The sequence below is a fragment of the Streptomyces amritsarensis genome (assembly GCF_001953875.1).
In the GTDB taxonomy this organism is placed as follows: domain Bacteria; phylum Actinomycetota; class Actinomycetes; order Streptomycetales; family Streptomycetaceae; genus Streptomyces; species Streptomyces amritsarensis.
In genome coordinates this window covers 1-21,518 of sequence record NZ_MQUR01000113.1, presented here as the reverse complement: position 1 = coordinate 21,518, position 21,518 = coordinate 1, and the positions used below count along the sequence as shown (strand labels likewise).

Below are 21,518 nucleotides of genomic sequence, written 5' to 3'. Positions count from 1 at the left end.
CGCTCGTGGCGGCCGGCCGGGACGCCGGACGGTGCGTCAGTGGTGTGCCGGAGGGTGTGTCAGAGGGCGCTCTTCGAGGCGGTGGAGACGACGCACTCCTTGTACTCGCTGCCGTCGCCCTTGCCGGTGTACGGCGCGGTGGCCTCGGTCTGCTGGGAGGCGCCGGCCTTGACCTTGAGGCTGTTCACCCTGGCGGTGGCCGGCACCGCGCTCGCCCCGGCCGCCGGGTTGAACTTCATGGTGACGTTGTAGGTGTAGTCCACCGAACCGCTGTTGGTGACGGTCAGGCGGGCGACCAGGTTCTTGCCGCTGCTGTCCAGCTTGCAGCTGTCGATCTTGATGTCGCGCTCGGCCTTGTCCCGGCTGGAGCCGCCGGTCGTGCTGGTGCCGCCGGTGCTGGTGCTCGTACCGCTGGTGCCGCTGGTGCTGTCGCTCCCGCTGGTGCTGTCGCTCCCGCTGGTGCCGCTGCTGCCGCCGGAGCTGCTGGAGCTCGAGCTGGAGTGGCTGCCTCCGCCGCAGCTGCCGCCGTGGGAGCCCCGGGCGCCGGTGAGGGCGACGACGGCGATGCCGAAGACGGCTATTGCACGGACATGACGAAACTTCACGTTCTACCCCGTTGGAATGTCTGGAACCGAAAACCGCCCGCCTTGACGGGCACACGTCACCCTAACAGCGGATTCGGACAACCCGATTCCGCCACGCCCACACCCCTCGGGCAAGGGGACGGATTCAGCCCGGGTCGACGACGAGGTCGGCGCGGTGGCGGCCGGCGGCGACGAGGCGGGCGTTCGCCTCGTCCGAGCGGGCCACCCATGCGCGGGCCCGGGCCGGTTCCCTGCCGTGGCGGACATGCCGTTCGACCAGGCGCCGGATCCGCGTGGCCTCGTCCGGGGCGCAGTACCAGGCCTCGTCCAGCAGCGGCCGCACCGCGGCCCACTCCCCCGCGTCGTGCAGCAGGTAGTTCCCCTCGGTGATCACCAGCGGCACGTCCGGTGGCACGGGGATGCTGCCCGCGATCGGCTCCTCGAGGGAGCGGTCGAAGGCGGGCGCGTAGACCGTGGCACCGCCGGACCGGGATGCCCGCAGCCGGGCCAGCAGGGCCGCGTACCCGGCCGCGTCGAAGGTGTCCGGGGCGCCCTTGCGGTCGGCCCGCCCCAGCCGGTCCAACTCGGCCTGGGCGAGGTGGAACCCGTCCATCGGGACCACGACGGCCGTCCGCGGACCGAGCGCTTCGGCCAGCCGGGCGGCCAGGGTCGACTTTCCCGCGCCCGGCGGCCCGGCCACGCCGAGGATCCGCCGGCCGCCCCGGCCGGCCAGCCCGGCCGCCCTCTCCACCAACTCCGCCGTCGTCTGCACGTGCGTATCCTGCCCGAGGATCAGGCGGTGGGGAGGGGCGGGCCGGGCCGGCAGTGAGTCAGCAGCGGGGGCAGGCGTCGCGGATCACGCGCCAGGTGAAGGAGACCGAGGCCGAGGCGCCCGTGGCGTCCTTGGCGGTGACGGTGACGGTACGGGTTCCGCTGCCGCGCAGGACCCCCGAGATCAGGCCGGTCGAGGGGTTGATCGACGTACCGAGGTGCAGGTTCGAGGCCGACCAGGTGTACGGCTTCACGCCGCCGGCGGCCGTAATCTGCAGGTGGGCGCTGTCCCACTGGAAGCCGACCTGGCTGCCGGGGTTGGCCACGACCGGGGCGGCCGTCGCGCCGTGGGCCGCGGGCGCGGCGGCGGCCTGCGGTGCGGCGAGGGCCGGGCCGGCCGGTGCGGCCAGGAGGGCCGCCAGGCCGATGGCGAGGACCGCAAGTCTGCGCGGGGTGCGTAAGTGTGTGCTCAACAGGACCTCCGAACTCGTCGGGCGGCTCGGGCGGTTCCGGTACGCGTCCCGGAACGCCGTCAACTCCCGTACCGGGTATGTGTGTTCGAGGCGCGATGGGGCTTCGGCATCATAGGCGGCCCGGGTCGCCGCGTCGATGGCGCCGCAGCGGGTCATTCATCCGGCCCGGGACGCCGGCTTCCAGCCCCAGGCGGTGAGCATGCCGGGTGACAGTCCGGTGCACCGGGGCGAGTCCAGGTACGCCACGGCTTCGTCGATCCTGGCGTCGTCGACGAGGCCGGTGGCCGTCATCGCCCCGCGGGCCCGCTCCCAGGTGTCGGCCCAGAACCTGCTGATCGGGCTCCCCGGCAGGAGGGGCGGCACGTGGATTTCGGCCGCGACGGCTTCCAGCCCTGCCTCCCGCAACAGCTCCGGATGGCGGGGCACTTGTGAGACGTCCGTGCCGATGCTGTCGCGCAGGCCCTGCCACATGGCCCGCATGGCGAGGGTGTACGGCGTGCGGGGCGCGGTGGCCGTCGTGAGGTCGACCGCGTCGCTGACGACGAGTACGCCACCGGGGGCGAGGAGCCGGCTCAGCCTGGCGACCATGCGCTGCGGGGAGGGCAGGTGCATGAGCACGAACCGCGCGTGGACCAGCCGGAAGAGGCCCGGCGCGAAGTCGTCGGCGGTGACGTCCGCCTGGAGCACGGTCAGTCCGGTCACGGGGTGCGCGGCGAGGAACCGTACGTCGCGGTCCACGGCGAGGACCTCGGCGACTCCCGCTTCGGCCAGCAGGCGGCGGGCGACCGTGCCGGTTCCCGCTCCCACCTCCAGGCACGTCCAGCCGGGGCCCGCCCCCAGCGCGCGGAGCCGGGCCATGGTGGTGTCGTCGTACGCGAGGGCCCCGAGGTCGATGCGGTCGCCCTCGCCGCCCTGGTCGGGCCGGAAGACCTGTTCGCCGTAGCGCCCCCGGCCCGGTGATCCGGCGCCGTCCGGTGACCGTGACAGCCCGTTGTCAGCCATGGGGCAATTGTCCCCTCGATCGGCGGTGCGCGCGTGGCGTGGGCGGCTCGCGCCGTCGGGCCCCTCCGGGCCGTGCCGACGGCGACGCGTACCAGGCCGGGGGGGGCGGCGGGCTCCGGCGCGGCCCGCCGGCCGCCGGTGGCGACGAAGGCCGACAGCGGGAGCGTGGCAGCCGCCGATCAGGATCCGCTCCGGCCGGAACAGGTCGACCGGGTCCGAGAGGCCGGCGCCCAGGTGCTCCGCCGCCTCCTCCACCGACGACTCCGCACCCGTACGGGCCTCGGGCAGCGCGGCGCGCCGCAGCGGCAGCGCCTGCCCGTGCAGGGGTGTCCTCGCCTGGCGGCGCCGTCCGGTGAGACGTCGGCGGCCAGGCTCGCGCCGACGCCCGAGCCGAAGAGCACGACGACCGCGCCCTTGACCCCGCGCCCGGCGCCGCACCCCGGCCTGGCCGGGTGTCCGCGCGCCGTTGTCGATGAGGTGCGGGACCTGGGACCTCCTCGGGCAGCACCCCGGTGGCGCGCAGCAGCCGCTCCGGCCCGGCCGCGTCCCAGCCGCCGGTCCGGCCGTGCGCCACCCATCCGCCCGGTGCGCCCTGGCCCACGGTGCCGGCCGGCGGCGGCGAACGGCCCGCCGGGAGGCCGTCAAAGGGGCATGAGCGCTCAGGAAACGAAAACCGGACGGAGCGTCATAGGCGTGGCCCCGTCCGGACCCGCTCGGCCGCTCTCCGTTGCACACTTCCGGCTCATGCGCGGGTGGCGGCGGCGTACCGGGAGGCCGGACGGGGAGCATCACGGGTGTGCGCCGAACCCCTGCCGCCCTGGCCGTCCTCACGCTCACCGCCGCCGCGTTATCCGCCCTCCTGCCGCCCGCTCCGCGCGCCGCCGCGGCCGGGACGGTCCGGCTGACGAGCTACAACATCTGCGGCAACATGTGCGCCGCTCCCCCGTACGACCGTGCGCGCAGGATCGCGGCCGTGGCCGCCGAGGCCGATCCCGGGGGTTGGGCGGCCGACCAGCTCTTCCTCCAGGAGGTGTGCGAGCACCAGTACCGCGAGCTCCTCGACCGGCTGGGTCCGCTGGGCTACACCGGGTTTCACTCGGCGACCCTGCCGGGCGGCAACCCGGCCATCTGCGAGGGCTACGCCTACGGAAACGCCGTCCTCGTCCGCGGCCCGGTCTCGGACACGGCGGAACTCGACCTGACGGTGGGCGGGGAACGCGAGCCGATCACCGTGCCCTGCGTCCTGGCCTCCCTCGCGGAGCGGCCCACCTGGTCCTGCTCGGTCCACCTCTACTGGGACGACGGCACCCTCGCCGTGCCGGAGGCGGACCGGCTGGCGGCGCAGGCCCACGCGTGGCTGGACGACGGGTTCGCCGTCGTCCTCGGCGGCGACTTCAACCACTCCCCGCGCACCGACACACTGTCGCGCTTCTACCTGCCGGAGCGGGGCGACGGCGCCCACGGTGCCTTCGTCGAGGCCGACGAGAGCGACCCGGAGTTCTTCGACCCGGCCCTCTGCCCGGTCGCGACGACCGCGGCCTGCCGGTCGGGCGAGACGACCTTCGGCCCGAAGAAGCTCGACTACGTCTTCCTCAGCGCTCCGCACGTCCTGACGGCGACCGCCGACGCCCTGCCCCTCGACACGGCGGTCTCGGACCACAACCTCCTCCGCGTGACGGCCACCACCTGACCCGCCCGCCCGGCGGCGGCCCCGCCTCCCCCCGGGGGGCGGGGTCAGGCGGGCGGCGTCACGTCTGGTCGGGGGACGGGGCGTCGGCCGACGGCGGGGTGGGGGCGGCCGGCGGCTGAGGGGCGGCGGCCGGGGCGGCCGGGGCGGTCGGGGGCGTGGCGGTGAGCAGGGCCGCCGCGAAGTCCTCCTTGCGCATCCGCAGGTCGACGTAGAGCAGCGCGCAGACCAGTGGCGGGAAGCCGAACTGGAAGAGTCCGCTGACCAGACCGCCGACCACCATGCAGATCACGTACACGCCGAGGGCGGCGATCACCGCGCTCGGGTCCGCGGCCGGGTCGCCCGCGTCCATCATCGACGGCAGGAACGCGGCCATGCCGACGAAGGTGAAGGGCATCTGGATGGCGTAGCCGACGGCCATCGCCACGAAGTAGCCGAGCATGGTGATGCCGAACACGCGCCACCAGCCGTCCTTGACCAGGTGGGAGGAGCGGCGCAGCGCGGCGACGGTGCCGAGCCCCTCGCACACCGCGGCGGCGGGCGCGAGGCTGAGGCGCGTCGCGATCCAGATCGACACGGGCAGACAGAGCAGGACGCCGAGGATCAGCACGAACAGGGCGGCCGGCGGCCCGGATCCGTCGGTGGACATGATGACCAGCGGAACGCCGATCGCGTAGACCAGGAGCATCGGCGCACCCGCGATCAGTCCGGTGAGCAGCACGGTGCCGAGCACCGACGGCAGCCGGGACCAGCAGCGGCGCCACATCGCGCCGAACGTCGTCGGACGCCCGAGCACGGCTTCCTGGATCACGGCCGGACCCAGGGCACTGATCAGCGCCGCGCCCACCGTCACCGTGATCAGCAGGAGCACTGCGGCCGGTACGAAGGCCAGGAGCAGGGCCATCACGTCCTCACCGGCGGCGCTCTCGCCCGGCGGGAGGTCGAAGACGGTCGAGAACCGGTCGGCCACGGCCACGACGCCGATGCCGGCGGCCAGCAGCACGAGCAGGATCCCGATGCCCTGTACGGCGAGCATGATGCCGACCAGGGGCTTCCAGTAGCGGCGGAAGGCTGCGAAGGCACCGCCGAGAATGTCGCCTACGCTGAGCGGTTGGAGGGGTATGACGCCCGGTTTCGGCGCCGCCGGCGGCACCCAGCCGCCTCCCCACTGTGGCACGGGCTGTCCCGGGTGTTGTGCCCATCCCGTGTTCTGCGACATCTGTGTTTCCCCCTCGAATGAAGGGATACGGTAACCCGCCCCGGATCGCGGCCGTGCACGGGCCCCGGTGCGACGCCGTCGTCTCCCGTGCAGGTCATCCCACGTGGCCCGGCCGCCGACGCGCCCGTGCGCTACTGCCCGGCGGGGGCCCGGAGTCCGGCCCGGAGGCGGTAGACGACGCTCGGGCGCAGCGGCCCGGCGGGCACGGTGAGGTCGTCGAAGTCGTCGGCGGGGTCCCGGGTCATCCCGATGCGGCGCATCACCGCCTGGGAGCGGAGGTTGCCGGCCGTGGTCACGGCGAGGATCTCGGGCAGCGCGAGGGTTTCGAAGCCGAAGGACACGACGGCCAGGGCGGCCTCCGTGGCGAAGCCCTGGCCCCAGGACGAGCGGGCCAGCCGCCAGCCGGCCTCCACTCCGGTGAACGGCATGTCCTCGTCCACCGGGTCCAGCCCGGTGAATCCGATGAACTCCCCGGTCTGCCGTACCTCGACCGCCCACCAGCCCCAGCCGCGCTGCTCGATGGCGGCCCGGAAACGGGCGGCGGACGCCTCGCTCTGTTCACGGGTGAGCACGCCGTCGAAGTGCTCGCGGACTTCGGGGTCGGCGTTCATCGCCGCCCAGGGGCGCAGGTCGGACTCCCGCCACTGGCGCAGGACAAGACGTTCGGTTCGTATTTCGGACATCGGGCCAACGTAGCCGATCACGGCTGCGGCGCGCCGGTGTTCCGCGGTGCGGTGGACGGCGCCGCCACCGCCAGGCAACCTCCGGGTGCCGTTCGCCCTCTCACCGGGCGTACCCCGGAAGGAGGCTGTGATGAACACCGGTGACAGCGGCACGGGCCCGAGGCGCCCGCGGCAGGTCGAGGCGGCGTGGGCGCTCACACTGGCGGCCGTGGCGGCGGAGGCGCTGGTCTGGGTCCTGGGGGTGTTCGTCGTGGCGCCCACCGGTCTGGAGGAGCTGACCGAGCACTCCGGGCGGAGCGGCGCGATGACGCAACTCGCCTTGTCGGCGGGGATGCTGGTTGTCTTCCTGGGCGGCTGGCTGGCCGTGGCGGCGCGGATGCGGGCCGGGCGCGGGTGGGCCCGGGCGGTACTGACCGTCGCGGGTGCCCTGTTCCTGGCCTTCCGGGTCGGCGGCCTGGGCATGGACGGGATCGACCCGGCCTGGTGGACCGCCCTCACCGCCCTGCCCGAGCTGCTGGCCGCGGCCGCCGTCGTGCCCCTGTACCTGCCCGAGGCCCGCTCCCACTTCCCGTCGAGGGCGCGGCGCACCGTCTGAGCACGAGCGGTGCGCCGCGGTGTTGTCGGAGGTCTGCGCCGTACCGTCCCGCGCGGCGGGACCTCCGACAACGGGCGGGCACGCGTCCTAGTGCGAACGCGGCCGAGGGGCGGGGCAGGCCTGCCAGGCCAGGTGGTAGAGGGTGCTCACGCTCGCGTCGGTGGAGTCCATGGTCATGAAGCTGGTGGCGGTCTGCGGGTTGGACGTTCCCGCGTTCACCCGCAGTTCGGTGTTGATGTTGAAATTGCGTTTTTCACCGCACGGCGCCCAGACGAGGTCCGCGTACTCCGTCCTGTCGGTCGCCTGCCAGTTGTCGTTGAGCGGACCGTTGAACGTATGGGTGCGCTGGGTGGTCTGCGGCATTCCCTGGAAGTAGTAGTTCGCCTTCTCCTGGCCCCAGGCGCCCGGTTGGAGGAATGCAAATCCCCGGTAGTCCGCCTGGACAATGGCGTAGGTGAATCCCGAGGGAACGTGCACGCGGAGATTGAGCTGGCAGTTCTTGCGGAATCCGGTGGGCGGCGCTCCCGGCCCGACCTGTGCGAGATAGTCGCTGTAGGTGACGGTGAAGGCCGTGTTGTCGGGTGCGACAGCCACCTCCGCGGTGCCCTCCCGACAGCCGGACCCGTTCACCGTGGCGAGTTCGATCACGATCTTGTCGGGGGGTGCGGTGATGTGCGGCGTGGGGCCGGCGGCTCCGGCCGGGGCCGCCGTGGCGATCAGTGCCGCGGCGGCGGCGCCGGTGAACAGGGTGCGGGGCAGGGAATGGGACATCGTTGTCACTCCTGACCGTGATGTGCTGGTTCCGAGGCTCGCGCCGGGTCAGACCGCGGGGCATTCCTTCCACGCGAAGTGGTAGACCGTGCTGACGCTGCCGTCCGTGGAGTCCATGCTCATGAAGCTCAGGGCCTGCGGGCTCGATGTTCCGGCGTACACGCGCAGTTCGCTGTTGACGTTGAGGTTGCGCTCCTCGCCGCACGGCGCCCAGACCAGGTCGGCGTACTCCGTCTGGTCGCTCGCATGCCAGTTGTCGGAGTAGGGGCCGTTGAACTGGTGCGTCTTGCGGGTCGTCTGGGCCATGCCCTGGAAGTAGTAGTTGGCGCGCTCCTGGCCGTAGGCCCCGCGCTGGAGGTGGGCGAAGCCGCGGTAGTCCGCGCGGGCGATGGCGTACGTGAAGCCCTGCGGCACGTGGATCTGGAGGGCGAGTTGGCAGTTCTTGCGGAAATCGGTCCCGCCGGAGCCGGCACCGGTCTGGGCGAGGTAGTCGCTGTACGTGACGGTGAACGAGGTGTTGTCGGAGGCGGCGGCGACGCTCGCCGTGCCCTGGGGACATCCCGAACCGTTCACTCCGACCACGTCGACGGTGATTCTCCCGGGCGGATACGTGGTGTTGTGGGCTTGTGCCGGCATGGCAAGGGCGGACAACGCCACCACCGCCGCGCCGACGGTCAGTCTGCGGAGCAACATCCTTGTTTCTCCATTCATCGGGGGCCGCCGATCGATTTCGGCATGCACATGCCACCACGGCACGCCCGGTGAAGAAAGGACGGGATACGGACAACCGCCTCCGGGCGATGCGCCCACCCGTTCGCTGGCCGAATTCCGCTACGCCGGCGGGGCATCGGCCTCCGCGGCCGGCCGGGCGGCCCGCCCGTCGGGCGCGCTGCCCACGATGGACCGGAAAGGCCCGTTTGGGCGGGGCCGCCACCGACCACGCCGACCCCACCGGTCTCACCAGCCCCTGGCGCGCCATGCCTTCAAGGCTCGGGCCTGCCACCCGGACCCCGCCCGCACCCGGCGCCGCGGCCGACTGCGGAACGTCGCGGCGCAGGTGGGGCGGCGGGGCCGTCGGCAGGGCCCGACGGGCTCATCGAAGCGGACCGGTGGGCAACTTGGCCGGACGGAGCGGGGTGACGGGCCCGGACTGCGCGCGGCGGGGCACCTGCACCGGTCGCAGCGGTCCGGAAACCGGGCCCGGGGCCACCGGTCTTCATGATCGCGCCATGACGTAAGGGCCGCCCCGGCGAAGTTCGAGGTCACGGCTGTGGACCCGGCCGGTCAGCGGCGGCGAGCCTTCCGGGCCGCCGCCCTGGCCTCCGCCCGGGCCGCCTTCGCCTCCCGTGCGGCCTCCCGGTGGCGGCGGTCGGCGTCCTCCGCGGTGGCCGCGAGGCGCTCCCGCTCGGCTCGGGCGCGGGACAGCCGCTCCTCCAGCCGTCCGATCTCCTCATCGAGCACGCCGAGGCCGGTCCGGGCCTGCGCCCGCTCGGTCTCCGCCCGGGCGAGCGCCTCCTCGGCACGCTCGGCCTCCCGGCTCGCGCGCTCGGCCCCCTTCGTGTCCGCCGCCGGCTCGGGCTCGCGCCCCGGCTTGGGCTCCCGCGCCGGCTCCGGCTTCGGCTCCGGCTCCGGTACCGGCTCCGGCTCCGGCTCCGGCTCCGGCTCCGGTACCGGCTTGGGCTTCCGCTTCGGCTCGTGTTGCTGCGGTCGGGGCGCCGTGCCCGGTTCGGGTGCCACTTCGGCGAAGCCCACGGCCCGGGGCGGCGCCTTCGCCAGGACCCCCCGCGCCCAGTCCTCCGCGGCGTCGGGATCGGCGAGAACCCCGCGCAGGATCTGCTCGACCTCGTGCTGGGCCCCCGGGGAGAGGTCCTGCCCCGCTTCGCCGGCCAGGCGGCGGGCCTCCCCGGCCATCGCCGCGATCACCACGTGCTGGTGGTGGGACAGCTTCCGCAGGTCCTCCCCCGACAGTGTCCGATGCGCCTCGCGCAGCCCCTGGCCGATCTCCAGCAGGTGCTGGGCCTGGTCCGCGTCGGCGCGGGCGAGCCTGTTCGCGGCCCACACCGCGAGCGTGGGCCTGCGCAGCGCGGCGATGCGCTTCGCCTCGGCCCGCTGCCCCGCCTTGCGCGCGGCGGCAGCGTGAGCGTCCCGGGCAGCCGTGAACTCCTCCGGCCTGAGCCCGTACAGCTCGGCTGCCACCGCGTCGACGTCGACCACAGCACCACTGTCCCCCACCAGGGGAGGTGGAGCGACAGGGGCACCGCCGAGCGCCGGAGCGCCCTCACCCGAAGGCCTCAGACCGGGTCGTTCACCACCTGGGTGTTCTGGCAGGCGGTCAGCAGCCAGGGGCCGTCGCCCTCCCGCGTCATCACGTACAGGGGGGCGCCCTCGCTGCCGTCGGGTGCGTGGTAGACCTGGCGCACCTTCACCGCCGCCACGTCCGGCCGCAGGAACTGCACGTGGACGACCTCGTAGGTGACTTCCCCGTCCCAGGTCGCCGCGGGCAGCACCGCGCGGGTGAATTCGGCTATTTCCGCAAGGCCGATGAGGACCTTGCCGTGCGCCGTCGTCCACAGCGCGTCCGGGTGGAAGAGGGCCAGGAAGCCCTCGGCGTCCTTGGCCCGCTGGGTGCGTTCGACCGTGGCGACGACCTCTTCGATCGCCTTGACATCAGCGGCCGCGGCCGCGAGTTCACTGTCCATGGGCTCGATCTTGCTCCCTCAACCGCACTTGAGGTCAAGCGATATGATCATATTGCCGCATGACCACGAAGACCCTCTATCTGCTCTGCTCCGCCGCCCCACCCGTGTTCGACGTCGCCCACGTCGTCGAAGACGCCCAGGCCCGCGGCTGGAACGTCTGCCTCGGGCTCACCCCCACCGCCGCACACTGGCTCGCCGGGAGCCTCGACGGGCTCGCCGCCCTCACCGGCCATCCCGTGCTCTGGCAGTACCAACTCCCCGGCGAACCGGAGCAGTGGCCTGCCCCTGACGCGCTGCTCTTCGCCCCCGCCACCTTCAACACCGTCAACGCCTGGGCCCTCGGCCTCACCGACCGGCTGACCGTCGGCCTCGCCGCAGAAGCCCTCGGCAACGGCACCCCCGTCACGGCCATCTCCTGCACCAACAGCGCCCTCGCCGCGCACCCCCAGTACGAGGTCTCCCTCGCCACCCTGCGCAACGCCGGGGTCCAACTCCTCCTCCACGACAACACCCCCGCCGAGGTCCCCGCCGCCTTCCCCTGGGCCGCCGCCCTGGGAGCCCTCGACACCGCCGCAGCCCCGCACTGACAGCGCGGACACCCTGAACACCGTGGACACCGTCGACAGCGCGAACCGCACGCAGCACCGAGGGGGAACGAACGTACGAGCCGCGGCTTGCGCGGCGGCGGCGCCTGTCCCATAGTCCGAGGTATGGACGCGCGCGAGGCCGCGCTCCGGCGGGCGCACGAGCATGCCGTCCGGTGGCTCGCCAGCCTGTCCGACCGGCGGGTTCCCGCACGCGCCGCGGTCGAGGAGATCGTGCGCGCGCTCGGTACGGAACTGCCCGATGCGCCCAGCGCTCCGGCCGATGTCGTCGACCTGCTGGCGACGGCCTGCGAGCCGGGTCTGACGGCGTTTCCGAGCGGCCGCTTCTACGGCTTCGTGGTCGGCGGTACGGAGCCTGCCGCGCTGGCCGCGGACTGGCTCGTCAGCGCCTGGGACCAGAACTCCGTGATGCGGGCCGCCTCGCCCGCGTACGCGGCGGCGGAAGAGGTCGCCGGCGCGTGGCTGCTCGATCTGCTCGGCCTGCCCGACGACAGCGCCGTCGGCTTCACCACCGGTGCCACGATGGCGAACTTCACCTGCCTGGCCGCCGCACGCGACGAACTGCTGCGGCGCACCGGCCACGACGTGGCCCGTGACGGGCTCGCCGGCGGTCCGCCCGTACGCGCGGTCGCCGGGGAGGACCGCCACATGGCCGTCGACCTGGCGCTGCGCTACCTGGGGCTCGGCGCCCCCGACCTGGTGAAGGCGGACGGTCAGGGGCGCATGGAGCCGGAGGCCCTGCGGGAGGCCCTGGGGGCGGGCGGGCCGGGGCCGACCATCGTGGTGCTGCAGGCCGGGGACATCCACTCCGGCGCTTTCGACCCCTTCACCGAGGCCGTCCGCGCCGCTCGCGAGGCGGACGCGTGGGTGCACGTCGACGGGGCTTTCGGCCTGTGGGCGGCCGCCTCGCCGCGGCACGCCCACCTGACCGCGGGCTGCGCGGACGCCGATTCCTGGGCGACGGACGCCCACAAGACCCTGAACGTCCCGTACGACTGCGGTCTCGCCGTCGTACGTGACCCGTCCGCGCTCCGGGCCGCGATGGGGCAGCGCGGCGACTACCTCATCCAGCACGAGCACGGGGATCCCGTCGACAAGGTCCCCGAGCTGTCCCGGCGCGGAAGGGCCTTCACGGTGTGGGCGGCGCTGCGGTCCCTGGGCCGCTCGGGGGTGGCCGACCTCGTCGACCGGCTGTGCCGGCACGCCTGCGCGTTCGCGGACGGCATCGCCGCGATCGACGGCGCCCGGGTGCTCAACGAGGTGGTGTTCACTCAGGTGTGCGCCGAGTTCGGCGACGACGAACGCACCGAGCGGGTACTCACCCGGCTGCTCGACGACGGGACGACGTGGATCAGCGGCTCCACCTGGCACGGCCGGCGCGTCATGCGCATCTCGGTGAGCAACTGGTCGACGACGCAGGACGACGTGACGCGCGCGCTGGACTCGATCCGCCGCGCCGCAGGCGTCAGTGGACGACGCTGAAGCTCCGCCAGGGTCGGGCCCTGGGGGCCGTCACGTTCGAGAGGGTCGTCGCCACGTAGATCTCGTTGCCGGGTTCGTCGGACTGCTTGCAGTCGTGGTTCTGGTAGAGGATGACGTCGACGAGGGTGTTGTTCTCCACGTGGGTGGCGCCGTCGGGGATGGCGATCCGGTGGCAGCCGGTGACGAGGGTGTTGTTGTAGTTGATCTCGACCGGCGAGTCGTGGCCGCGAAAGCTGAGCTGGCCGACGGTGGTCCGACCCAGACCCGAGCAAGCGGTGGCGCTGAGCAGCAGCGCTGCGGCCCCCGCGATGATGCCGATGCGTCGCCTGTGGGACATGGTGCGGTCCTCGTCTGTGCGGTGGTGTCGGTCCTTGCCCACAGCGTGGCCCGGAGTGGCCGTGGTGGCTTGCTGTGCTCCGCCGACCGGATGAACGCGGGCACGGGAGGGCGCCGGTCGGCCGGTCGCACCCGGGGGTGGACGCCGCATCGTGGGTGGCGCGCCCGAGTGCGGTGCCCGAGTGCTGCGGCCGAGTGCTGCGGTCGAGTGCGGCGGCCGGGGGGCGCCGTCGGTCGCCCGGAGCGAGGATGAAGGTGATGAACGGGATGAAGCGCCGCGGACCGCACCGGGCGAGCGGTCGGCGGGACCTGCACCGCGATCCGGGGCCGCGGCGCGGCGGGGCCGGGTCCGCCCGGAGGGAGCGGATGCGGGATGCATGAGGAGATGCCGCTGGAGGAGCTGATCAGCAGCGCCGCCCAGGACGCCGGCGGGTGGCTGGGCGCCCTGCCGGTCGCGCTCATGGCCACCGGCGGGGACGGGACGATCGTGCGCTGGAACACCGGCGCGCAGGAGCTCCTCGGCTACGACCCGCCGCAGGTGCTCGGGCGGCACATCGCGGATCTGCTCCACCCCGGCGCCGACCGCAGCCTGGGTCGTTCCCTGTGGGAGACGGCGGCCACCGGCCGCGGGGTGATGGGCACGGTCACCGCCTGGCACCGCGACGGCCACCCGCTGGAGCTGGAGATCTGGGCCTGCCCCGTGCCCGACCGCCGGCACGGCACCTCGGCCGTGCTGGTGTTCGCCTCGGACGCGCACGCGGCACGCCGGATCCGGGGGTCCTCTGCGGTCTGGGACGGCCTGTTCGCACGCTCGCCGGTCGGGATCGCCGTCCTCGACACGCAGCTGCGGTTCCTCCAGGTCAACGCGGCGCTCGAGGCGATGAACGGTCTGACGGAGTCCGCCCACGTGGGCCGGCGGCTCGCGGAGGTGTTGCCGGAGGTGAACGCGGGCGACATGGAGGAGGCCATGCGCCACGTGCTGGAGACCGGGGAACCGGTCCTCAACCGCCGACGTAGCGGCCGCACCCCCGCCGACCCGGACCACGACCACGTGTGGGCGTGCTCGTACGTGCGGGTCGAGGACCCCGGCGGCCGGCCGATCGGCGTGATCGCGTCTCTGCTCGACATCACCACGCAGCAGCGCGACCACACCGAGGCCGAGGCCGGGCGCCGCCGGCTGGCCCTGCTCACCGAGGCGAGTTCCCGGATCGGCGCCAGCCTCGATCTGGAGCGCACCGCGCAGGAGCTGGCCGACCTCGCCGTCCCGCACCTCGCCGGCGCCGTCACCGTCGACGTGCTGGACTCGCTCGCCCAGGGCAACGAGCCGGGCATGGGACTGACCGGGGGTGTCGCGCTGCGACGGCTGGGCAAGGCTCCGCTGACCGGCACCGCGGTGACCCAGATCCTCGCTCCGCTGGGCCGCACGCTCACCTTCCCCTCGACGGCGCCGTACACCCAGTCTCTCGCGGCCCGCCAGCCCTACCTGGTCTCCCATCTCGACGCCACGGCCGTCGCCACGGCCGCCCGGCACACCGCCAAGCCCGCGCAGCTCATCGAGACGGGCGTGCACTCGTTCATGATGGTCCCGCTCATCGCGCGGGGTCTCGTCCTCGGTGTGGCCTCCTTCTACCGCACGCGGCCCTCCGAGCCGTTCGGATCCGACGACGTCACCCTCGCCGGCGAACTCGCCGCGCGGGCCGCGATCAGCATCGACAACGCCCGCCTCTACCACCACGAGCACGAGACGGCCGTCGTGCTGCAGCGCAGCATGCTGCCGCAGCACGTCACGCCGCCGCCGGGCATCGAGATCGCCCACCGCTACCTGCCCGCGAGTGACGTCAACGAGGTCGGCGGGGACTGGTACGACGTCGTCCCCCTCGCCGGAGGCAGGGCCGGCCTGCTCATGGGGGACGTGATGGGGCACGGCATCGCGGCCGCCGCGGTGATGGGGCGCCTCTCGGCGACCGTCCGGGCCCTCGCGCGCCTCGACATGCCGCCGACGGCGCTGCTCCACCAGTTGGAGGCCACCCTCGCCGATCTGGCGGAGCCGATGCTCGCGACGTTCCTGTACGTGGTGTGCGACCCGGCCACCGGCCACTGCACGATCACCCGGGCCGGCCACCCGCCTCCCGCCGTGGCCGAGCCCGACGGCACCGTCTACCTGGTCAAGACCCCGCCCGGGGCCCCGCTGGGCGTCGGCGGGGTCACCTTCACCACCACCGACGTCACGCTCCCGAAGGGGAGCCTGCTGGTCCTGTACACGGACGGGCTGATCGAGGCGCGCGACCGTGACATCGACGAGCGCCTGGGCGAGCTCACCGGCCTCCTCACGGAGCCCCTCCAGCCGCTCGACCACCTGTGCGACTCGCTGATCGCCCACCTCGTCCCGGCGTCCGCCGACGACGACATCGCCCTCCTGACGGCCCGCATCGGCACGAACCACCCGGGCGTCCGGTGACCGCATCCGGGCCGCGGGTCGGTGTCGTCACGCCGGTCGGGCACCCGGTGTGCTCGGAGCCGGCCCTCGGCGGGCCGGCGCGTGGCGGTCGGAGGCGTCGAAACGGGCCAGGGTGAGCGCTCCGGCCCGCAGGGAGTCCTCCAGGGCCCGCCGGGTGGCGTCGTCCAGGCCGCCCAGCGCGTCCGCGGCCTCGTCGGTGGCGTCGCGTGCGATCTCGCGGGCCAGGTCACCGGGCGGGGTTCGGGGTCCCAGCTTGCTGACGGCCGACGCGGCGCGGGCCGGGGTGAGCAGGCCGGTGCCGTGCGCGAGCAGCCAGCCGGGTACGCCCGCGGCGCCTTCGGGGGGCGCCTGGTAGGGGCGCGCGCCGTCGAAGCGTTCGTCCTCCGCGAAGGCGGGCTGCTTGGACTTGGCCATGGGCCGGGCGGGCCCCCGCGACTCCTCCGCGGGTTTGACGACCAGGCCTTCCGCCAGGTTGTCGGGCAGCGTGGGCAGGCCGAGCAGGCCGGGCAGCCGGGTCGGGAAGAGCGCCGGCAGATCCTGGAGCCGGGCGAGCGGCCCCTCTGCCAGCAGCGGCACACAGTGCAGGCCTGCGCTGCCCGCTGCGGCGCGCAGGGTGCGGTCACCGACCCAGCGGAGGCCGTCCTCGTCGGCGACGGTCGCGTCGAAGGGCAGCCAGACCAGGTCGGGGGTGTACCAGACTCCGGTCTGGACGGCCGCCGCGCCCGGGACCGCCGGCACGTCTGGGTGGGGGTAGTGGCCGCCGGCGAGTTCGCCGTACAGGGTGACGACCGCCGAGGGTGCGGCGTCGGCGGCCTCCCTCAGGTTCTGCGCGCAGCGGGTGGCCGCGACGGCCAGGGCGGGCCAGATCCGGCCGACGCCGAAGAAGTCGTCGAGGCCGCCGTCGTCGAGCAGCTCGCGGCGCTTGGCGGGGTGCGCGCCCGCCGCGTCGCACACGACGGCGAAGTTGGCTCCGTGGATCTTCTCGTGGGCGACCCACATCCGGCCGCGGGCCTCTCCCAGCCGGGCGTTCGCGGGGATCTTCGGGTAGGGGGACCAGTCGGGTTCACGGTGCACCCGGCGATGGTAGCGATCACGGCGCGGGCCGGTCAGATCCTTTTCGGAGCATGATGTTCACGGAGGTCGTCGACGACATGCTCGCAGAACCGGGCACGTCCGGCCTCTGACGGCCCGGGTGCCGGAGGGCGCCGTCAGAGGGGGTCGACGTCCAGGAAGGCCGTGAGGACGGCCTCGCCGCCGCCCGGGGTGCCCGGCAGGGGCAGTTCCGCCCAGATGACCTTGCCCTCGGGGGTGTAGCGGGTGCCCCAGTGTTCGCTGAGCTGCGCCACCAGGAACAGCCCGCGGCCTCCCTCGTCGGTGGTGGCGGCGTAGCGCAGGTGGGGGGCTGTGCTGCTGCCGTCCCACACCTCGCAGGTCAGGTTGTGGTCGCGCAGGAGCCGTACCCGCACGGGCTCGCTTCCGTGCCGCAGGGCGTTCGTGATCAGCTCGCTGAGGATCAGCTCCGTGGCGAAGCCGAGCTCCGTCAGGTCCCATTCGTCGAGCTTCTTGGCGGCGAGGCTGCGCATGGCGCCGACGGCGCTCGGCTCGAAGGGCACGTCCCATTGGGCGACCCGGTCGGGGCCGAGGGTCCGGGTCCGGGCGATGAGGAGGGCGACGTCGTCGGTCGGCCGGGCGGGGAGCATCATGTCGAGGACCGCCCGGCAGCTGTCGTGGGGGTCCCGGTCGGGGTGGCTCAGGGCCGCCCGGAGCAGTTCGAGGCCCTCGCCGATGTCCCGGGTCCGCTCCTCCACCAGGCCGTCGGTGTAGAGGACGAGCTGGCTGCCTTCGGCGAGCTCCAGTTCCGCGGTCTCGAAGGGCATGCCGCCCAGGCCCAGCGGCGGCCCGGCGGGCAGTTCGACGATCTGCGTGGTGCCGTCGGGGGCGACGAGGAGCGGCGGCAGATGGCCCGCGCGGGCCATCGTGCAGCGCTGGGACACCGGGTCGTAGACGGCGTACAGGCAGGTGGCGCCGAGTACGCCGCCGTCCGCGTCCTCGGAGTCGCCGTTGTGGTCGTGGTCGATGCGCTGTACGAGGTCGTCCAGGCGGGCGAGGATCTCGTCGGGCGGCAGGTCGAGGGAGGAGAAGTTGTGCACGGCGGTACGCAGCCGGCCCATGGTGGCCGCGGCGTGCAGTCCGTGGCCGACGACGTCTCCGACGACGAGGGCGACGCGGCTTCCGGGCAGCGGGATGACGTCGAACCAGTCGCCGCCGACCCCCGACTGGGCGGGCAGGTAGAAGTGCGCGACGTCCATGGCGCTCTGTTCGGGCAGGGCGCGCGGCAGCAGGCTGCGCTGGAGGGTCACGGCGAGGGCGTGCTCGCGGGTGTAGCGGCGGGCGTTGTCCATGCTGACGGCCGCGCGGGCGACGAGTTCCTCGGCGAGGGACAGCTCGTCCTCGTCGAAGGGCTCGTGCTTCTGCGACCGCCAGAAGTTGACCACCCCGAGGACGACGCCGCGGGCCATCAGCGGGGCCGCGATGAGCGAGTGGATGCCGTAGTCGAGGATGGCGCGGGCCCGCGGCGGGTCCTGGGCCTGCCAGCCGGGAGCCTTGGACAGGTCGGGCACCAGTTCCGCCCGGCCGGTGCCGTAGCCGCGGGCCTGCGGGGTGGACGGCAGGAAGTCGATCAGGCGGCCGACGGGGTAGAGGGGGTGGTCGGAGCGGATGCCGCTGATCGCCGTACGGCGCATGTCGGCGCCCGGGGCGGGTTCGTCGCCGTCGATGACCTGGTCGGCGAGGTCGACGGTGACGAAGTCCGCGAAGCGGGGCACGGCCACGGCGGCGAGTTCCTCGGCCGTGCGGACCACGTCGAGGGTGGTGCCGATGTCGCCGCCCGCGTCGTACAGCAGTTTGAGGCGCCTGCGAGCCGTCTCGGCCCGGGTGGTCAGGATCTGCATCTCGGTGGAGTCGCGGATGGTGACCACGGCGCCCTCGGGGCGGCCGCGGGGACGGGTGGGCCGCTGGTTGACGACGAGCAGGCGGTCGCCGGAGCCGATCACCTCGTCGGTGGCCTCACGGCCGGAGAGCAGCAGGTCCGCCATCCGGCGCTCCAGGCCGGGCACGTCGCCGATGGGGCGGCCCTCGGCGTTCTCGGGCAGGCCGAGGAGGCGTTTGGCCTCGTCGTTGGCCAGCACGAGCTGTCCGTCGCCGTCGGTGATCACGACGCCTTCGCGGACGGCGTGGAGCACCGCGTCGTGGTGCTCGTACATGCGGGTCATCTCCTGCGTGCCGAGCCCGTGGGTCTGGCGGCGCAGGCGTCTGCTGATCAGCCAGGTGCCGACCGTCGCCAGCGCCAGGCCCGTGGCGATGGCCAGGAGGATGACCGGGAGCTGGCGGTCGAGGGCGCCGCTGACGTTCTCCACGGTCAGGCCGGCGGACACCAGGGCGACGACCTCGCCGTCGGGGCCCTTGACGGGGACCACCGCCTGGATCTCCTTGCCGAGGGGGCCTTCGACGCTCTCGGTGTGAACCTTGCCCTGCAGCGACGGCTCGATGGTGCCGACGAACCGTTTCCCGATGCGGTCCGGCTGGGGATGGCTGTAGCGGATGCCGTTGGTGTCCATCACCACGATGAAGTCGACCCCGGCGGCCTTGCGCGTCTGCTCGGCGAGGGGTTGCAGGATCGTGGAGGGGTCGGACGTCTTCAGCGCGGGCTGGAGGCCCAGCTGGTGCGCGAAGGTCTCGGCGACGGCCACGGAGCGGTTGCGCGCCTCGCGGTCGATGTCGTGCCGCGACTGGAGCACCAGGGCCAGCAGGGCCCCGGCCGCGAGCAGGACCACGATCGCCACCTGGAGGACGAATACCTGGCCGGCGACGCTTCGGAATCGTTTGCCTAGAGGTGACCGCACCGACGTGCCCGGCACGGGTGGCGACGAGGAATGGTCACGAACCCAGTTGTAGCACTTCCGGGCCTCCATGGCTCCCGGCATGCACAAAGCGCGCCGGGAGTGTCACGCCTCGTCCTGCCCCGTCGCTCAGGACGTACGGGGTGTGCCGGCGGCGCCGAGGGGGCCGGCGGGGGCCGGCGCGGCCTGCGCCGTACGCGCGGAGGCGGGGGCCTCGGTGGCCGCCGGGGTCGCGGGGGCGGTGGGCGCCGGCGGGGCCGGGGTCGTGGGTCCCGCGGGTGTCTCCGGGGTGCAGACGACCTCGTCGCGCGGGGTGTAGTGGGTCTTGAACTCCTCGTTGCGGACTTCCTTGCCGCCTTGGACGAAGACCCGGCCGACGGTCACGTCGAAGCCCTCCAGCGGGGTCTGGACCTCGCAGGCGGGTCCGTTCCCGGTGCGCTTCTCGGGCTGCGTGATGTTGGTGCGCGGCCCCTTGGTCGCGCGTATCTCGTCGTACTTCTTGGTGCCGAGGAGGGTGATGGTCAGCGAGGTGTCGGTGGATTCGGCCTGTATGTAGACGGCGTTTCCGGAGTCGTTGATCCAGCGCAGGTCGAGGGTGCCCCACGCGACAGTGGCCTCGCGGCCCTCGGGGTAGCGCTCGATGTAGAAGGAGTGGGCGCCGTGCTCGACGGGCTTGAGGCCCGCGAAGAAGACGGCGTTGTACATGGTCGTGGCGACCGCGGAGACACCGCCGCCGGGCGACTTCACGTACTGGCCGTCGTTGATCATGATGCCGTCGACGAAGCCGTTCTCCTTGGTGCGCTCGCCGACCGTGCGGTTGAAGCTCCACTCCTTGCCCGGCTGGACGACGGAGCCGTTGATGAGTTCCACCGCGCGGCCGATGTTGGTGCTGCGGTACGGGGCGGCCGGGAACTCGACGGTGAAGGAGGAGATCTTCTCCTTGATACCGATCCGCCGCGCCTCCTCGCTCGTGAGCTCCGGCTGGACGGCCACGGTGGCGATCTCGCCGCTGCGGGCCGCGCCCGTACGGGTCAGGAGCGGCAGGACGGCCTTGCCGAGCGCCTCCTCGGTGACCTTGCGCCCCGCACGGCTCTGCTGGGCCATGACCACGGCGCCGTCGGGACCCACGCGGGGCGCGGCGTCGAGCGGCGGCCGGCTGACCTCCTCGATCGGGCGGGCCACGGCGGGCTCGGCGAGCAGCCCCTTGGAGTCGAGGGCGGGCACGAGGCGGCCCTGGGCGTCGGGCCGCATCTTCAGGTGCTCGCCGAGCACGGCGGGGGTGATCGACAGGCTCTTCCCGGCGACGGTGAGCGCGATCGGGCCCGACATGGCGGGCTGGGCGAACTGCTGCAGAGCCCGTCCGGTCTCCTCGGCGCCGACGGCCGGCTCGGTGCGCTCGACCGGCAGGACGACCGGGGCGGTGTCCGTGCGCAGGTAGGCGGCACGGAGGGTGTCGAGGGCCCGGTCCTCCACCAGGGTGATACCGGCCAGGGGGGTGACGGTCTTCGGCGCGCCCTTCTCGAAGGCGATGGCGCCGTCGCGGGGCGCCCGGGCGGTGGTCTCGGCGAGGCGGTCGACCGCGGCTCGGCCCTTCTGCCCGTCGGCGCGGACCACGGGTTCGACGTCGCGCCGGCCGGAGGCGAAGAGGCCGCCGATGACGGTGGCGGGGTCGTAGCCCTTGCGTACGGCGCGGTCCACCGTCGCGGCGGTGTCGAGGGAGAGTCCGAGCGTGGCGGGATCCGCCGTCTCGACGCGGTCGCCGATCTTCATGGCGACGGGCGCGGCGGCGGCGGGGCCGAGCTCCCGGTCCAGGGCCCGGCGGGCCTGGGCGGCGGTCATGCCGCCGATGTCCACGCCGCGCACCCGCGTGCCCGGGTCGACGTCGCCGCCTGTCACGAGTCCGGTGACGTAGAGGCCGCCCAGCCCGAGGACGACGGCTCCGCCCGCCACCATCGGCAGGGCCGCCCGCCGGTTGCCCGTCCAGCCGCGCACGCGTCCCATGTCACTCCCAGTGGCGCCGACCGTCCCCGGACGGCGCGGGCCGCTCACGCGGCCCATAGACGACAGATACCGGGAACCATGATTGCCCCAAAAGGGGCAATTGAGGGATGAATGTAACGGTTCTCACGATCCCGACAGGACCCGCCCGCCGCTGAGTCGGGCCGTCGCTTTCGGATCGTGCGGCCGGGACCGGCGCTGCCAGGCGCTGCGCATCCCCCGGCGCGGGTGCCGCAGCGGTGGCTCCGCTGCGGCA

At 73.5% G+C, this 21,518-nt stretch carries 19 protein-coding genes; 5 read left to right on the top strand and 14 right to left on the bottom strand.

Translation table 11 applies throughout. From position 1 onward, the window contains the following. Positions 1-59: 59 nt before the first annotated feature. The 4 genes from AVW11_RS31350 to AVW11_RS31335 all read right to left on the bottom strand — a co-directional run bounded on the left by AVW11_RS31350 (position 60) and on the right by AVW11_RS31335 (position 2,830). Positions 60-605 (bottom strand): hypothetical protein, encoded by a 546-nt coding sequence (locus AVW11_RS31350; RefSeq protein WP_060178313.1) that lies wholly within the window; start codon positions 603-605, stop codon positions 60-62. A 124-nt stretch (positions 606-729) separates the two neighbouring features. Next, positions 730-1,356, bottom strand: coding sequence for a nucleoside/nucleotide kinase family protein (locus AVW11_RS31345; protein ID WP_030842786.1), 627 nt, complete (start codon positions 1,354-1,356; stop codon positions 730-732). 58 nt (positions 1,357-1,414) lie between these two features. Further along, positions 1,415-1,828: an Ig domain-containing protein gene (locus tag AVW11_RS31340; RefSeq protein WP_143568924.1), complete on the bottom strand. Its 414-nt coding sequence runs from the start codon at positions 1,826-1,828 to the stop codon at positions 1,415-1,417. A gap of 156 nt (positions 1,829-1,984) precedes the next feature. After that, complete coding sequence (locus tag AVW11_RS31335; protein ID WP_206281939.1) at positions 1,985-2,830, bottom strand: class I SAM-dependent methyltransferase; 846 nt, start codon at positions 2,828-2,830, stop codon at positions 1,985-1,987. A 796-nt stretch (positions 2,831-3,626) separates the two neighbouring features. On the opposite strand from AVW11_RS31335, the gene AVW11_RS31330 reads away from it, so the two are divergent. Beyond that, on the top strand, positions 3,627-4,520 hold the full coding sequence (locus AVW11_RS31330) for an endonuclease/exonuclease/phosphatase family protein (protein WP_051699726.1): 894 nt from the start codon (positions 3,627-3,629) through the stop codon (positions 4,518-4,520). 58 nt (positions 4,521-4,578) lie between these two features. On the opposite strand, the gene AVW11_RS31325 is transcribed toward AVW11_RS31330, so the two are convergent. Next, positions 4,579-5,694 carry a DUF7847 domain-containing protein gene (locus AVW11_RS31325; RefSeq protein WP_143568923.1) on the bottom strand — a complete coding sequence of 372 codons (1,116 nt, stop codon included), beginning with the start codon at positions 5,692-5,694 and terminating at the stop codon, positions 4,579-4,581. A 173-nt stretch (positions 5,695-5,867) separates the two neighbouring features. Continuing rightward, positions 5,868-6,419: a GNAT family N-acetyltransferase gene (locus tag AVW11_RS31320; RefSeq protein ID WP_076046727.1), complete on the bottom strand. Its 552-nt coding sequence runs from the start codon at positions 6,417-6,419 to the stop codon at positions 5,868-5,870. A 130-nt stretch (positions 6,420-6,549) separates the two neighbouring features. On the opposite strand from AVW11_RS31320, the gene AVW11_RS36935 reads away from it, so the two are divergent. Then, positions 6,550-7,014 carry a hypothetical protein gene (locus AVW11_RS36935; protein WP_076046721.1) on the top strand — a complete coding sequence of 155 codons (465 nt, stop codon included), beginning with the start codon at positions 6,550-6,552 and terminating at the stop codon, positions 7,012-7,014. An 87-nt stretch (positions 7,015-7,101) separates the two neighbouring features. Here AVW11_RS36935 and AVW11_RS31310 read toward each other — a convergent pair whose 3' ends face one another. From AVW11_RS31310 to AVW11_RS31295, 4 genes are all read right to left on the bottom strand, one after another. Next, positions 7,102-7,785, bottom strand: coding sequence for a DUF4360 domain-containing protein (locus AVW11_RS31310; RefSeq protein ID WP_107052245.1), 684 nt, complete (start codon positions 7,783-7,785; stop codon positions 7,102-7,104). 48 nt (positions 7,786-7,833) lie between these two features. Next, positions 7,834-8,478: a DUF4360 domain-containing protein gene (locus AVW11_RS31305; RefSeq protein ID WP_060178316.1), complete on the bottom strand. Its 645-nt coding sequence runs from the start codon at positions 8,476-8,478 to the stop codon at positions 7,834-7,836. Between the two features lie 591 nt (positions 8,479-9,069). After that, on the bottom strand, positions 9,070-9,999 hold the full coding sequence (locus AVW11_RS38125; protein ID WP_076046719.1) for a hypothetical protein: 930 nt from the start codon (positions 9,997-9,999) through the stop codon (positions 9,070-9,072). Positions 10,000-10,076: 77 nt separating this feature from the next. Next, positions 10,077-10,484, bottom strand: a complete 408-nt coding sequence (locus AVW11_RS31295; RefSeq protein WP_076046717.1) for an SgcJ/EcaC family oxidoreductase — start codon at positions 10,482-10,484, stop codon at positions 10,077-10,079. A 59-nt stretch (positions 10,485-10,543) separates the two neighbouring features. On the opposite strand from AVW11_RS31295, the gene AVW11_RS31290 reads away from it, so the two are divergent. Together AVW11_RS31290 and AVW11_RS31285 are read left to right on the top strand one after the other, a co-directional pair. Continuing rightward, entirely contained in the window at positions 10,544-11,071 is a 528-nt protein-coding gene (locus tag AVW11_RS31290; RefSeq protein WP_037832753.1) for a flavoprotein, read from the top strand. 123 nt (positions 11,072-11,194) lie between these two features. After that, positions 11,195-12,571: a pyridoxal phosphate-dependent decarboxylase family protein gene (locus AVW11_RS31285; protein WP_076046716.1), complete on the top strand. Its 1,377-nt coding sequence runs from the start codon at positions 11,195-11,197 to the stop codon at positions 12,569-12,571. Here AVW11_RS31285 and AVW11_RS31280 read toward each other — a convergent pair. After that, positions 12,555-12,908, bottom strand: coding sequence for a hypothetical protein (locus AVW11_RS31280; RefSeq protein ID WP_030842819.1), 354 nt, complete (start codon positions 12,906-12,908; stop codon positions 12,555-12,557). The genes AVW11_RS31285 and AVW11_RS31280 overlap by 17 nt on opposite strands. Positions 12,909-13,280: 372 nt before the next feature. On the opposite strand from AVW11_RS31280, the gene AVW11_RS31275 reads away from it, so the two are divergent. Then, positions 13,281-15,365 (top strand): SpoIIE family protein phosphatase, encoded by a 2,085-nt coding sequence (locus AVW11_RS31275; RefSeq protein ID WP_060178319.1) that lies wholly within the window; start codon positions 13,281-13,283, stop codon positions 15,363-15,365. A 27-nt stretch (positions 15,366-15,392) separates the two neighbouring features. On the opposite strand, the gene AVW11_RS31270 is transcribed toward AVW11_RS31275, so the two are convergent. The 3 genes from AVW11_RS31270 to AVW11_RS31260 all read right to left on the bottom strand — a co-directional run bounded on the left by AVW11_RS31270 (position 15,393) and on the right by AVW11_RS31260 (position 21,265). Continuing rightward, on the bottom strand, positions 15,393-16,439 hold the full coding sequence (locus AVW11_RS31270) for an RNA ligase family protein (protein ID WP_076046714.1): 1,047 nt from the start codon (positions 16,437-16,439) through the stop codon (positions 15,393-15,395). Between the two features lie 134 nt (positions 16,440-16,573). Continuing rightward, positions 16,574-19,207, bottom strand: coding sequence for a SpoIIE family protein phosphatase (locus AVW11_RS31265; protein ID WP_381783904.1), 2,634 nt, complete (start codon positions 19,205-19,207; stop codon positions 16,574-16,576). A gap of 186 nt (positions 19,208-19,393) precedes the next feature. Beyond that, entirely contained in the window at positions 19,394-21,265 is a 1,872-nt protein-coding gene (locus tag AVW11_RS31260) for a VanW family protein (RefSeq protein ID WP_079250874.1), read from the bottom strand. Positions 21,266-21,518: the final 253 nt, after the last annotated feature.

Coding starts and splice junctions, on each gene's coding strand:
- AVW11_RS31335 (WP_206281939.1), bottom strand. CDS start 2,830: ATGGCTGACAACGGGCTGTCACGGTCACCGGACGGCGCCGGATCACCG.
- AVW11_RS31320 (WP_076046727.1), bottom strand. CDS start 6,419: ATGTCCGAAATACGAACCGAACGTCTTGTCCTGCGCCAGTGGCGGGAG.
- AVW11_RS36935 (WP_076046721.1), top strand. CDS start 6,550: ATGAACACCGGTGACAGCGGCACGGGCCCGAGGCGCCCGCGGCAGGTC.
- AVW11_RS31310 (WP_107052245.1), bottom strand. CDS start 7,785: ATGTCCCATTCCCTGCCCCGCACCCTGTTCACCGGCGCCGCCGCCGCG.
- AVW11_RS31305 (WP_060178316.1), bottom strand. CDS start 8,478: ATGTTGCTCCGCAGACTGACCGTCGGCGCGGCGGTGGTGGCGTTGTCC.
- AVW11_RS31295 (WP_076046717.1), bottom strand. CDS start 10,484: ATGGACAGTGAACTCGCGGCCGCGGCCGCTGATGTCAAGGCGATCGAA.
- AVW11_RS31290 (WP_037832753.1), top strand. CDS start 10,544: ATGACCACGAAGACCCTCTATCTGCTCTGCTCCGCCGCCCCACCCGTG.
- AVW11_RS31285 (WP_076046716.1), top strand. CDS start 11,195: ATGGACGCGCGCGAGGCCGCGCTCCGGCGGGCGCACGAGCATGCCGTC.
- AVW11_RS31280 (WP_030842819.1), bottom strand. CDS start 12,908: ATGTCCCACAGGCGACGCATCGGCATCATCGCGGGGGCCGCAGCGCTG.
- AVW11_RS31275 (WP_060178319.1), top strand. CDS start 13,281: ATGCATGAGGAGATGCCGCTGGAGGAGCTGATCAGCAGCGCCGCCCAG.
- AVW11_RS31260 (WP_079250874.1), bottom strand. CDS start 21,265: ATGGGACGCGTGCGCGGCTGGACGGGCAACCGGCGGGCGGCCCTGCCG.